Annotated in this window: 9 protein-coding genes; 6 read left to right on the top strand and 3 right to left on the bottom strand. The window is 45.4% G+C overall.

Going from position 1 to position 13,796, the window contains the following annotated elements; translation table 11 throughout:
* Positions 1-32: 32 nt before the first annotated feature.
* Both NST45_RS22435 and NST45_RS22430 read right to left on the bottom strand, forming a co-directional pair.
* On the bottom strand, positions 33-548 hold the full coding sequence (locus tag NST45_RS22435; RefSeq protein ID WP_036676563.1) for a GrpB family protein: 516 nt from the start codon (positions 546-548) through the stop codon (positions 33-35).
* A gap of 78 nt (positions 549-626) precedes the next feature.
* Positions 627-1,583, bottom strand: coding sequence for a D-2-hydroxyacid dehydrogenase (locus NST45_RS22430; protein ID WP_036676562.1), 957 nt, complete (start codon positions 1,581-1,583; stop codon positions 627-629).
* 89 nt (positions 1,584-1,672) lie between these two features.
* Between NST45_RS22430 and thpR the strand changes: the two genes are divergently transcribed.
* The 3 genes from thpR (at position 1,673) to NST45_RS22415 (ending at position 4,036) form a co-directional block, all read left to right on the top strand.
* The gene (thpR, locus tag NST45_RS22425) at positions 1,673-2,275 is read left to right on the top strand and encodes an RNA 2',3'-cyclic phosphodiesterase (protein ID WP_036676561.1); all 603 of its coding nucleotides are present in this window, start codon (positions 1,673-1,675) and stop codon (positions 2,273-2,275) included.
* A 77-nt stretch (positions 2,276-2,352) separates the two neighbouring features.
* On the top strand, positions 2,353-3,279 hold the full coding sequence (locus tag NST45_RS22420) for a cell wall hydrolase (protein ID WP_038568918.1): 927 nt from the start codon (positions 2,353-2,355) through the stop codon (positions 3,277-3,279).
* A 73-nt stretch (positions 3,280-3,352) separates the two neighbouring features.
* Positions 3,353-4,036 carry a metal-dependent hydrolase gene (locus NST45_RS22415; RefSeq protein ID WP_036676555.1) on the top strand — a complete coding sequence of 228 codons (684 nt, stop codon included), beginning with the start codon at positions 3,353-3,355 and terminating at the stop codon, positions 4,034-4,036.
* Positions 4,037-4,103: 67 nt separating this feature from the next.
* Here the strand turns inward: NST45_RS22415 and NST45_RS22410 are convergent, their stop codons facing one another.
* Positions 4,104-5,291, bottom strand: coding sequence for a UDP-N-acetylglucosamine--LPS N-acetylglucosamine transferase (locus tag NST45_RS22410; protein ID WP_036676553.1), 1,188 nt, complete (start codon positions 5,289-5,291; stop codon positions 4,104-4,106).
* A 266-nt stretch (positions 5,292-5,557) separates the two neighbouring features.
* Between NST45_RS22410 and NST45_RS22405 the strand changes: the two genes are divergently transcribed.
* From NST45_RS22405 to gltB, 3 genes are all read left to right on the top strand, one after another.
* Positions 5,558-6,133 carry a TetR/AcrR family transcriptional regulator gene (locus NST45_RS22405; RefSeq protein WP_036676550.1) on the top strand — a complete coding sequence of 192 codons (576 nt, stop codon included), beginning with the start codon at positions 5,558-5,560 and terminating at the stop codon, positions 6,131-6,133.
* Between the two features lie 213 nt (positions 6,134-6,346).
* The gene (locus tag NST45_RS22400; protein ID WP_038568922.1) at positions 6,347-8,701 is read left to right on the top strand and encodes a YhgE/Pip domain-containing protein; all 2,355 of its coding nucleotides are present in this window, start codon (positions 6,347-6,349) and stop codon (positions 8,699-8,701) included.
* A 376-nt stretch (positions 8,702-9,077) separates the two neighbouring features.
* A complete protein-coding gene (gltB, locus tag NST45_RS22395) occupies positions 9,078-13,673 on the top strand; it encodes a glutamate synthase large subunit (RefSeq protein WP_076099410.1) in 4,596 nt (1,531 codons plus the stop codon).
* Positions 13,674-13,796 lie beyond the last annotated feature (123 nt).

Here is a 13,796-nt window from a genome sequence, read left to right as displayed (position 1 = left end):
TAAATGAACAGCAGGGGCTATTTTTATAAGGATTATTGATTTAAATACCACTCATATGCAGTTCTTTCAAGATTAACCACAAATTCTTCTTTCCCGTCTATATAAGCTGCAATGTCCTCTGGGAATTGTTTGGCAAGAGTATCCTTCAAATCTCCGTACTGTTTAACCGTCTCCGGATGTGATCGAAGGTAGTCTCTTACAGCCAGATGACGGTCGATATCTATCTTATTATCCATTTGGAAGACATGAACATGATGGGTTCTGCTATTTCCGCCTTTTCTGAAATATCTTCTGCCACTGATACCGAACTCACCCATACATTCATAACCAAGTGCTGTCATTTGCTGGTTGAACTCATCTACAGCTTCGATATTTCGTACTACAGGCATTATATCTATGATTGGTTTAGCTTTTAGTCCGGAAACAGAAGTGCTGCCAATATGGTGAATATCAACGAGGGCATCAGCAAAGATGTCTTTAATCTTCTGAGCTTCTTCAATGAACATTAGACTCCATTGCTCGTTAAATTCTGTGACCGTGACCTTCATTTCACTAACCCTCTCTTTATGGATAACTTTGGATTTTCTTATTATAGAACAGATGTTCTTGTTTTGTAAAGCATATTATTAATATTGCCGGTCGTAATCAACAAGATTTAGAGAAGGTGTGCCTGATGATAAGTAAGACTTCACATTTTCGGTAAAAATATTAACGATCCGGTCAGCGTATTGATCTGTAATTCCAGCGGAGTGTGGAGTGATGATTACTTGCTCCATAGACCAAAGCGGATGATCCTGCGGAAGGGGTTCGGTCTCAAAAACATCCAACCCAGCGCCACGGAGTTGTCCGCGATTCAATGCATCGATCAGAGCCTCAGTATCGGTAGTTGCGCCACGGCCAATGTTAATGTAATAGGAGCCTTCTTTAAACGCGGAGAAGCTGGTGGCATTAAATAAATGCTTGGTCTCATCGGTAATAGGAAGGGTATTGATGATGAAATCGCCTTGGCTTACAGCTTCGGATAAACGATCTGTTGTATAGATTTGATCAAAGTCTGCGACTGGCTTACCGGAACGGCTGACACCGATAGTCTTCATCCGGAAGGCTTTAGCAATTCTGGCGGTTTCACTGCCGATCGCTCCAGTTCCAGCTATAACGGCTGTTTTGCCGGACAGCTCGCTTTCACTGCCATCAGATTTCCAAATATGGTTCTGCTGATTGCGTACAGCCGTATGCAAATTACGTGTGAAGAGAAGCATGAACCCGAAGATTACCGCAGAAATAGGCTCGGCATGAACTCCGCTCCCACTGGTGAGCAGGACTCCTTGTTCCTTAAGACGATCGAGAGGAAGTTTCTCAATACCAGCAGACCAGGACTGAACCCAGCGAAGGGAGGACTCGGGGCGAAGGAGTGTATCCGAAATACCTTTAGCCCAGCCGATTACGATTTCTGCGTCTGCAAGCAGCTGCAAATCTGGATTTTTGGCGTCTCCTTGTGTGAATGTATAGCCTGGGGCAGCCGCTTTGATCCTTTCCTGCTGCTGAGATGTAAGTGGTTGTAGACATACTATAGACTTAGTCATGATGTGTTCCTCCTACTTTGTGGTTTAATGGATATGGATCATGTTATAGGTTAAGAATACCAAATCTATTGGAGAAGGTGAAATTGACCATGAATACTAAAGTATCAGAGAACGAATCAGAACGGCTTTTTCTAGCTGTGAAATTACCTTCTGAGCTGCAAGAAATAGTGGCGCAGGCATGTTCAAAGCTAGCTGGAAATTTTGAATTTGCTAAATGGACAAATCCGCAAGATTATCATATTACCCTGCAATTTTTAGGAGATACCCCCAAGACCGTAATTCCAGATTTAGTAAAATCATTAAGGCAGATCGCGGGTCAAGGCAGCCCCTTCAATCTCTCTTTGGACAAATGGGACACATTTGGTCTTCCAGCTTCCCCAAGAGTCCTGTGGATAGGGGTTTCTGGCGAAATAGAGGCATTAAATCAATTAGCTGCGAGAGTGCATTCTGCGACGTTTCCATTAGGTTTTTCAGGCGAATCCAGGGCCTATAAACCGCATCTTACCGTGGCTCGAAAGTACCGGGGAAAAAATTCATATGATGATAAATTGCTGGAAAACTTACTGAAATTGGATGGTGATTGGAACCTAAAAAACTATCAGAGAGACTGGACGATTGATAGTTTTGTGTTGTATGCTACCAGAATGTATGCCATTCCTATGTATGAAATTATTGAAAAGTTTACAGTTTAAAATCGATAATAAAGTTTTCAAAGCTTCCGTTTTCGGTTACATACAATAGGAATGTGCCGTGAAATAGGAGGAATATCATGTTAATTTTTAAACAAAACCGCTATATTGCGTTGCTCGTTGGCGTTATACTAGTGTGTTTCTCTGCCATAAGCTTATTGCAACCCGAACAAGTTGCGGAAGGGAAGATGGACAGGGTGCAGATGGATAAGTTGCAATCCACCAGCCGTGCATCCGTACTTTCTCTTTTGCAAGATGAATCGAAGTCTAGTATAACGAGTAGCATTACGAGGGGCATTACTGAAGTTACACAAGCCAATAAGCTTAATAACACACTCAGTCTTTTAAGTTCCGCTTGGAAACCGGCGAAGGGTGTGGAATGGCTTAGTGTAAAAAAAATAAAACAAAAAAACACAAAAAACACATCGAACGTTTCCATTATTCGGGTGAAGGCTGATGTAGTACAATCCAAGCCAGCTGCGCAAAAAGCGTCGCAATTGGCGGAAACAGCAACAAAGAGTAGTCAGGCGACAGCGAAGATAGCCTCGGCTTCTCAGAAACATCCCCTCACAACATTGTACTTCTCTCGGACAGAGCTATTAAGCCAGGAGCAGCAAAGTAAAGCAACCCGGCGCTACGCTGTATCCGAAGAAGAACTGCTTCTGCTACAAAAAATTGTAATGGCAGAGGCGGAAGGTGAACCGTACAAGGGCAAGGTGGCAGTTGCCAACGTTGTTCTGAATAGGCTGCGGTCAGCCAATTTCCCCGACACGATATATAAAGTTATTTATCAGAAGAGCCAGTTCAGCCCTGTAGCTAACGGGCGTCTTAACCGTGTGAAGCCTAACGATGATAGTATTAAAGCGGTGAATGCTGCACTCTCCGGAGTAAAGGAAGTTCCCGATAATACTTATTTTTTCTTGTCGCTAAAACTTGCACAGGATCTGACCGTACATCATTCACAGACTTATGTTAAAACTATTGGCAATCATACTTTTTATAAATAATTTGGTGGATCTGTGAACCTCAGCGCTATATAGGGTAAACTAAACTATATGAATCTGGAGGTGGAAGATAACCATGAAAATCACTTATTATGGACATTCAGCTCTGCTGGTAGAGACGGGGAACGTGAAGGTTATTATTGACCCTTTTTTGTCAGGTAATCCGAACTCCGGTATTTCACCTGCCGATATTTCCGTTGATGCCGTTCTGCTTACTCACGGCCACTCTGATCATTTAGGAGATGCTGTCGAAATTGCCAAGCAGAATGATTGTCCGATCTTTGCGGTGTTTGAGCTTGCCGAATATTGCCGGATGAAGGGTGCACAGGTTAAGCACATGAATATAGGTGGTAGTCATACCTATGCAGGGATGACTGTGAAATTTACGCAGGCGTTTCATTCCTCATCCATTCAGGAGGGCGATTCTTGGATTTATGCTGGACAACCCGCGGGGATTTTGTTGACGATTGAGGGCAAGACGATTTTCCATGCGGGGGATACCGCACTATTCAGCGATCTGCGCCTCATTGGAGAAAGGAATGCGATTGCCCTGGCAGCTCTTCCTATAGGCGATATGCTAACCATGGGACCGGATGACGCCTTGCTGGCCGCACGCTGGCTGCGGGCGGATAAAGTGATCCCGCTACATTACAATACATTTCCGGATATTGCTCAGGATGGTGCTGATTTCTGCGATCGCCTGCATCAAGAGGGAGTAGAAGGTTTTCCGCTTAAAGCTGGTGAGAGCGTAGAAATTTAACCAATCCGATTTATATTATAAAAAAAGCAGGTAGCCGGGGGAAATTCCCTGACTGCCTGCTTATTCTTTAAGGTGTAATACATACAGGTTCTTCATTACGTGCTTGTGCTCTTGTGCCTCTGACTTCAGTTGCCTCGCTTACGGGATTACCTAACATCTTCAGAACAGTAGTTGCACAGCTTTGCGGTTGATGTTTATCTGGAGCGAGACGTCGTCTGCGTTGCTCTTCCAGAACTGAATATTCACGAAGCATCATAGTGAACCATTTGTTCACTACTTCCGAGTCGAGCACCTCTGCCAGCCCAAGCTCTACGAAATATTGGCAGTTTTTCTCTTCCTGACCTGGAATAGCTTTATAGAAAAGCATTGGAATTCCTTTGGCCTGACCTTCCGTACAGGTCATGCCTCCAGGCTTCGTAATCAGCAGGTCTGAGGCATCCATCAATTTATTGATTTCACTGCTATATCCCAGAATTTTAACATTGGGATGATTGAGCAGTGGATTGGACTTCATTTTGGCGATTAGCTTCTCATTGCTGCCCATACAGAAGACGAGCTGAATATCATCCATTCTGGCGGTGAGGGAATGCATAATCTCTTTGCCGAACATCAGCCCCCATCCTCCGCCCATAATGAGTACGGTTGGAATATCAGCCAATCCCAGTTCCTTGCGTAGCAGCGTCTTGTTGGAGCGTTCCCAGAACTTTGGATGCACTGGGATGCCAGTGACGGTTACTAGCTCTGGAGCGATCCCACGGCCTGTCAGAATGGACTTGACGCGTGGGGTAGATACGAGATAACGATTGACCTCAGAATTTACCCAACTCCCATGTGCATCATAATCAGTAATTAATGTATACAGAGGCACATGTAGTCCACGACGTTTCAGTCTGGAAATGACCGCAGCCGGAATGGGATGAGTGCAGATAATTAAATCAGGCTTTAGCTGCTCAATGACCTGTGAAGCATGTGTATAAAAAATCCGGTGAAGCGCCATTTTAGTCAACGGGTTCAATGATTTATGATATTGTGTCTTATACATCATGCCGACCAGCTTAGGCTGGCTGCTAACTGTTTTGCGGTAAGCGGAAAGAATCCAAGGGGCGACCGTCGGGTTAAGAAATTTCCCCAGCTCGATGACTCGGCATTGGACATCCGGATTCAGCAGCTTTATTCCTTCGGCCAGAGCATAGGCTGCTCCTGTGTGGCCCGTACCGAAGCCTTCCGAAAACAGCAGTACTCTTTTCTTTCGCATAAGTTCACCTGCTACTTTCCTTTTCTATAGAAATGCGTTTCTTCTTCTAATTATACTAGGAAATCTATACTATACTCACATTATACAAGTAAGACGTAAATAGAAAGTTAAAACCCTGCAATAAATAAAAAAAATAAAAGGTTCGCCCAAAGTATTGCAAACTAGAAAACAACATGATAAAGTAGTGAATGACCAATTGACCGGATTAGTAAAATGGTCAGAAGTCAGCGGGAACGATATTTTCTGGAGAAAGGAAGTGTGCACAGGTGGCAGTGGTGGATCGAAGACAGCAGGTGCTTCAGGCCGCAGCAAAATCTTTTTCATTATTTGGCTATAAGGCAACTACAATGGATCAGGTTGCTAAGATTGCAAATGTCGGTAAGGGGACCATCTACACCTTTTTTACAAACAAAGAGCAATTGTTTGACGAGATCCTGCACGATATGATGATGGAAATGAAGACGATTGCTGAGCGGGAGATCAGGCGAGACAGACCCTTCTTTGACAACTTGCATCGTGTGCTGGATGCTCTGCTTGAGTTTCGAAGTGAGCAGGAGCTATTCATAAAACTTTCCCAGGAGAATCGCGAATTCGGTACGCCGCAGGCTGGAGAAGGACTCGAGAAGATCGAGAACGTAGTTTTAGAATATTTAGAACGGGAGGTGCAACAAGCGCTCCAACAGGGAGAAATCAAACCTTGCGATCCCAAAATCGTCTCGGTAGTCATGTTCAGATTATATATTGTATTGACTGCTGAACTGAATAAAACACATACTCCCTTGGACAAGGAACAGATCAAGATGTATTTTCATTTGTTTCTCGCCGAAGGATTGGCACAGTAAGGGTTGATTCAGGACAGGGATGGCGTTCTCAGCTTTACTCGATTCGCTTTCCCTTAACAATTCTCAAGATGGATTAGGCATTGAAAAAGAGCCGCGAGGCATTTTTTTATACCCTGAATTGACCGAATGGGGAAAACAGTCACTTAGTGTTACGTAATATTTCGCAAACAAAGCATTTTAAAGAGAGCATAAGCTCATAAGGAGAGAACCAGAATGAAATCATTATCCGTATTTACCAAGGATCTTGGCGCAGCCCTTAGAAATCCGAAGGTGCTAATTCCAATGATTGCTATCCTATTTATTCCGGTGATGTACAGCGGATTCTTCCTGAAGGCATTCTGGGATCCGTATGGCAAGATGAATGAGCTTCCGGTTGCTGTGGTCAACCAGGATGTCGGCGCTAATTATGAAGGCAAGCAACTACAAGCCGGTAATGATCTTATAGAAGAGTTGAAGGTAACCGACGGCTTCCAGTGGAACTTCGTTTCCCTTGAAGAAGCGGAAGCAGGAATGAAGGACAATACTTATTATATGTCGATCATTGTTCCGGAAGACTTTTCTGCTAAAGCTACTACTCTTATGGATGATGAACCACAGCCTGCAAAAATTATTTATGAGCCAAATGAAGGTTACAACTTCTTGGCTGGTCAAATCGGTGGTACTGCTGTAGCAGAAATTAAAAATAAAGTATCTGCTAAAGTAACTGAAGCTTATGTAGAGTCTGTATTCAATCAGATTACAGAAGTATCTGATGGATTGGGCGAAGCAGGAGATGGAGCCTCCAAGATCGCTGATGGCGCTGGTAAGCTAGATGACGGAGCCTTGAAGCTGAAAGATAATCTACTTGTACTGACAGATGGTACAGGTAAACTTCAAAATGGTGTAGAACCCCTTACACAAGGCGTGACTGATTTGAATGCAGGTGCTACGGCGCTTAAAACAGGATCAACCACGTTGGCAAGCGGATTGCAACAACTGTCTACTGCACATACGCAGCTTCAAGACGGTGTTGCACAGAGTGCTGCCGGCAGTAAACAACTTAGTGACGGCTTGAAACAAGCTGTAACAGGTGCAACACAGCTTCAGGCGGGAACGCAGTCTGCTGTGGATGGTACTTCTAAACTACAAGCAGGAACACAATCTTTAGTTGATGGCAGCGCGAAGCTGGAAGCAGGCTTAACTTCTTCCGTAGATGGCAGCGCGAAACTGGAAGCAGGTTTGCAAGCTTCCGCCGCAGGCAGCACGAAGGTAACTGAGGGTGCTAAAGCGGTAGCTCAAGGATTGGAGCAATTGGCACAGGCTAGTCCTGAGCTGGCACAAAATCCAGCGGTACAGAAGCTGCTGGCAGCCAGTGCAGCTGTGGCACAAGGCAGTGAGCAACTGCAACAAAGTCAAGAGCAGCTGGCACAGGGTGCTACTGCACTCCACAGTGGACAAGAGCAGCTGGCACAAGGTGCAACTCAATTGCACTCAGGTTCACAGCAGTTAGCTGCTGGTGTAACTCAGTTGCATGATGGAGCACAGCAATTAAATGCTGGTAGCACACAGCTTTTGACAGGACAACAAAAACTGGCACAAGGCGCATCTGCACTTGTAACCGGTGGAGATAAGCTGAATGCAGGGATGCAACAATTTGGTGCGAAGCTTAAAGAAGCTGCAGCTGGAGGCAGCAAGCTGGCTGAAGGCGGTAAAGCGCTTGGCGATGGTACTACAAAACTGTTAAGCGGTGTAGGCGAACTAGGTTCCGGTATCAGTGCTGTAGCAGATGGTTCGAAAAAACTGGCTGATGGCGCAGGCGAGCTGAAAGATGGTATGGATGATCTGAAATCTGGATCAACAGAACTGGCAACTAAGCTTGGCGATGCTGCTGAAAAAACAGGCAGTGTGAACAAAACAGATGCAATGATGGAAATGTTCGCACAACCAGTGGTGGTTGAGGATCAAGTTGTGAATCATGTTCCGAACTATGGTACAGGTTTTGCTCCTTACTTCCTATCCCTTGGATTGTTTGTAGGTGCTTTGATTTCAACAATTGTTATTCCAATGCGTGATTCGGCTGTCCTTGGTGCTAGCCGTATGAACCGTTTCATTAGCCGTACGCTTACTTTCACAATCATGAGCTTTATCCAGTCTATGCTGGCTGCTGTGGTTGTATTGTATGGACTTGGATTGGAAGTACAAAGTAAACCGCTATTCTTCGTATTTACATTCTTAACAAGTTTAGTTTACACATGGGTAGTTCAAGCGATTGTTACTTGGATGGATCAACCGGGACGTTTCGTTGTTATCGTTATTCTTATTTTCCAATTAACAACTAGTGCCGGAACATTCCCGCTTGAATTGATCCCTGATTGGATGAAATTCTTTAATCCACTGCTTCCAATGACTTACACAGTTAGTGGTCTTAAAGCAGTAATTTCTACAGGTGACTTCAGTGCAATGTGGGGAGATGTAGGTATCCTGGCAATCTTTGGTCTTGGATTCCTTGCTCTTACCTTCGCTTACTTCATGACTCGTAGCCGTGAGAATGAAGTTGGAGTGAAAAGTGAACAAGTTTTGACTGTATAAACTGATAGATTTTTTGAAAAAAAAGTATAAAAAAGCGTCTCCTCCGGGAGACGCTTTTTTTGATTTAAAATCATAAAAACCCTTTTTCTTGCAAACATATTAGAAGGGATGAAAAATCTTGTAACGCTTTCATTGCATATGCACTTATGCGTTATTTATGTATAATTATGCATCGTGAAGTTTTTTTAAACTTTTACTCGCTAAAGCTGTGATGCAAAAACAAATGTTAATCAGCATCATAAAAAAGTTTAAATTGCGCTGATGTTACCTCGGTGATAAAATAATAGCACTAATCTGGATTGAATAATTATTAAGATTTTCATGTGAAAAATTTTCCTAAGACATTGCATACTTTATAATAGAAAGGTTGCGTTCGATGAAACACACTGAACTGCCCGTAAAACAGGGCCTGTATGATCCCCAGTTCGAAAAAGATGCTTGCGGCATGGGATTTGTAGCTCATATTAAAGGCACACCGTCTCACAATATCGTAAGTAATGCTTTGACAATGCTCTTTAATATGGAGCATCGGGGAGGCCAAGGTAGCGAACCCAACTCTGGTGACGGAGCAGGTATCATGCTTCAAATTCCGCACCGTTTCTTTGCAAGTGAAGCTCAGAAGCTAGGCTTTACTTTGCCGGAACAAGGCCATTATGGCGTGGGCATGATCTTTTTATCTCATAACGAAGAAGTTCGGGCGCAGCATGAAGCCCTCTTAAGCAATATTATTGCTGAAGAAGGTCAAATAGTACTCGGCTATCGTGATGTACCTACCTATGATGAAATGCTTGGCAAGACAGCGAAAGCTGCTAAGCCTTTTGTGCGTCAAGTGTTTATCGGCCGCTCGGCTTCGGTCACGAATGAATTGTCTTTTGAACGTAAGCTTTATGTTATCCGCAAACGTGCGGAGCTTGCCATTCGTTACGGTGGTGTAGAAGAGGCTGAATCCTTCTATATACCAAGCTTGTCGTGCCGTAAGATTGTATACAAGGGCATGCTGACTACAGAACAAGTCGGACAATTCTACCTGGATTTGCAGAACGAAGAGCTGGAATCAGCGATCGCGTTAGTTCACTCCCGTTTCAGCACGAACACCTTCCCAAGCTGGGAACGTGCGCATCCCTACCGTTTTATGATCCACAACGGTGAGATCAACACCTTGCGTGGTAATGTGAACTGGATGCATGCACGCCAGTCATTGTTCAAGAGCGAAGTGTTTGGTGAAGATCTGAACAAGATCAAGCCTGTTATTAACCCGGATGGATCGGACACTGCAATGTTCGATAACACCTTTGAGTTTCTCTATTTGAGCGGACGCTCCCTGCCACAGGTAGCCATGATGATGGTTCCTGAACCATGGAGCAATCATGATAGTATGGATGCTGATAAAAAAGCATTTTATGAATATCACAGTACTCTAATGGAGCCATGGGACGGGCCTGCTGCAATGGGCTTTACCGATGGGATACAAATCGGCGCTATTCTGGACCGTAACGGTCTGCGTCCTGCTCGTTATTATGTAACGAAAGACGATATGATTATTTTATCCTCAGAAGCCGGTGTACTGGACATTCCAGCAGAGGACATCTTATATAAAGACCGCCTGAAACCTGGACGCATGCTGCTCGTGGATACGAAGGAAGGCCGCATTATCTCGGATGAGGAAGTTAAATCGGCTATCGCCTCTGAGAAGCCTTATCGCCAGTGGCTGGATGAGCATTTGATCAGTCTTGATGAGCTTCCGGATGCGCCTGAACTACCAAATCCTAAGCATGACAATGTACAGCAGCTACAGCAGGCTTTCGGCTATACTTTTGAAGACTTGCGCAAGGTGCTTGAGCCAATGGCATCTACTGGTGCTGAAGCTGTCGGTTCCATGGGTTATGATGCTCCACTCGCTGTATTTTCGGACCGCCCGCAACGTCTCTATAACTATTTCAAACAAATGTTTGCTCAGGTAACGAATCCACCCATCGATGCCATTCGTGAAGAGCTGGTTACATCCACAACGACTACGATTGGACCAGAGCGTAATTTGCTTAAACCGGAACCGGAAAGCTGTCGCCAGATCTCGCTGCACACGCCGATTCTTTCGAACGAAGATTTTGCTAAGATTCGCCATGTTCGCCGTGCAGGCTTCAAATCGATGTCTATTCCAATTCTTTTCCCGGCTGAGCTTGGGGCAGAAGGATTACGCATCGCGCTTGAGCGCATGAATGAGGCTGCTGACCGTGTTATGGCTAAAGGGCATAACATTCTGATTCTGACTGACCGCGGTGTGGACAGTGAGAATGCTGCGATTCCAGCGCTGCTTGCGGTATCGAGTCTGCATCACCATTTGATCCGCCAAGGAACACGGACGAAAGTAAGTATTTTGCTGGAATCCGGTGAACCACGTGAAGTCCATCATTATGCGCTGCTGCTCGGTTATGGGGTGAGCGCAGTAAATCCTTATCTGGCTTTTGAAAGCTTGGATGATATGATCGGCCAAGGCTTATTGCGGGGAATCTCGCATGAAAAAGCAGTGAAGAACTATATTAAAGCTGCGACTAAGAGCGTAGTTAAGATTCTTTCCAAAATGGGAATTTCGACGATTCAATCTTACCGCGGTGCGCAGATTTTTGAAGCTGTGGGTCTGAACTCTGAGTTCGTGGATCGCTACTTTACTTGGACACCTTCCCGGATTGGCGGTATTGGCCTGGAGGAAGTGGCAACTGAGGCACTTATCCATCATAACCGTGCTTTTACAGAAAAAGACGGAAATGATAAGGTGCTTGATTCCGGTGGCGATTATCAATGGCGTAATGATGGGGAAGAGCATCTTTTCAATCCACAGACCATTCATCTGCTTCAGCACTCTGTGCGTAGTGGGAATTATGATATGTACAAGAAATATGCTGCCCTTGTTCAAGGAGAAAGCGAGAAGCAATTGACGCTTCGTTCCTTGTTGCAATTCAAGTCAGCCTATGAACCGATTCCACTGGAAGAAGTAGAACCGGCATCGTCTATTATGAAACGGTTTAAGACGGGTGCAATGTCCTTTGGTTCCATTAGTAAGGAAGCACATGAGACACTGGCCATTGCGATGAATCGTATCGGTGGCAAGAGTAATACGGGGGAAGGCGGCGAAGATCCAGCTCGCTATATTCCGGATAGCAATGGTGATTCACGCCGCAGTGCGATTAAACAAGTAGCTTCCGGACGTTTTGGTGTTACCTCGAACTACCTAGTTAACGCTGATGAGATCCAGATTAAAATGGCTCAGGGCGCTAAACCAGGGGAAGGTGGACAGCTTCCAGGACGTAAAGTTTATCCTTGGGTCGCTGAAGTACGTGGCTCAACAGCAGGTGTCGGTCTGATCTCACCTCCACCGCATCATGATATTTACTCAATCGAGGATTTGGCAGAGCTGATCTATGATCTGAAGAATGCAAATCCACGTGCAAACATTAATGTTAAGCTCGTATCGGAAGTTGGAGTGGGTACGATTGCTGCTGGTGTAGCCAAAGGGCGCGCTGATATTATCTTGGTTAGTGGCTATGATGGAGGTACAGGGGCATCGCCGATGAACTCCATTCGTCATGCGGGTCTTCCGTGGGAGCTTGGCTTGGCTGAAACCCATCAGACATTGATGCTCAACAATCTGCGTGACCGTGTTGTTCTAGAAACAGATGGTAAAATGTTAAGCGGCCGCGATCTGGCTGTAGCTGTATTGCTTGGGGCTGAAGAGTATGGATTTGCTACTGCTCCGCTAGTATCTGTTGGCTGTATTATGATGCGTGTCTGCCAAATGGATACTTGTCCGGTTGGTGTAGCTACCCAGAATCCGGATCTTCGTAAGAACTTTACTGGGGATCCGCAGCATGTAGTTAACTTTATGACCTTCGTGGCACAGGATCTACGTGAAATTATGGCAAGTCTCGGCTTCCGTACAATTGAAGAGATGGTAGGCCGTACCGATTGCCTAGACGCAACTCAGGCGTCGAAGCATTGGAAGAAGAAAGGCATAGATTTGAGCAGCCTGCTGCATACACCGGAATTACCGGAAGGAAGCACACGCTTCCGCAGTAAATACCAGAATCATGGTCTGGAAGAGACACTGGATGTCTCGCAGCTGCTCGACCTGGCAGCACCTGCATTGGAATCGGGTACGGCTGTTGAGGCATCTCTGCCGATCACGAACGTAAATCGTGCCGTCGGAACTATCCTTGGCAGCGAGCTGACCCGCAAGTATGGGGCAGCAGGTTTGCCAGATGATACGATTCGGTTTCATTTCACCGGTTCTGCTGGTCAAAGCTTGGGTGCATTCGTGCCTAAGGGGATCACACTTACGGTGGAAGGAGATTCCAATGACTATGTAGGTAAAGGATTGTCAGGTGGTAAGATTATTATCAAGCCATCTCCGAAAGCTACCTTTGCTGCTGAGGACAATATCATTATCGGAAATACTGCATTCTACGGTGCAACAGGTGGAGAAGCTTATATCAACGGTATCGCTGGTGAACGATTTGCCGTCCGTAATTCCGGAGCGAAGGTTGTTGTAGAAGGCGTGGGTGACCACGGCTGTGAATACATGACTGGAGGCCGAGTGGTTGTCCTTGGTGAAACTGGCCGTAACTTTGCGGCAGGGATGTCAGGCGGTATCGCTTATGTCTACGACCCGGATAGAACCTTCATCGGCCGCTGCAATCTCGAAATGGTACTGCTCGAGAGAGTGGAAGAGTCTGAGGAGATCGAAGAGCTGCGTGAGCTGATTATCCGCCATACCGAGCTTACAGGTAGTGCGGCTGGCGCACGGGTACTGGATCAGTGGGCAGATAGCTTGCCGAACTTCGTTCGTGTCATTCCGAAGGATTACAAACGGATGATGGAGCAAATTCGCAAGGTAGAACAAACCGGATTGACCGGAGAAGCTGCGTTGATGGCTGCATTTGAAGCGAATATGCGCGAGCTTGCCCGTGTTGGCGGCTAAACTGCTGTACCTGAATGAAATAGGAATTAAATGAATAAGGGAACCTGACTCTTCCTAATGCCGGAGAAGTCAGGTTCCTTTTTTTTAGATGGCAGACTCGTATCCTCTAGTGATTTTCGGGAA

It is taken from the genome of Paenibacillus sp. FSL R7-0163 (assembly GCF_037969975.1).
Taxonomy (GTDB): Bacteria; Bacillota; Bacilli; order Paenibacillales; family Paenibacillaceae; genus Paenibacillus_AQ; species Paenibacillus_AQ odorifer.
This window is presented reverse-complemented; position numbering and strand designations above follow the sequence as displayed.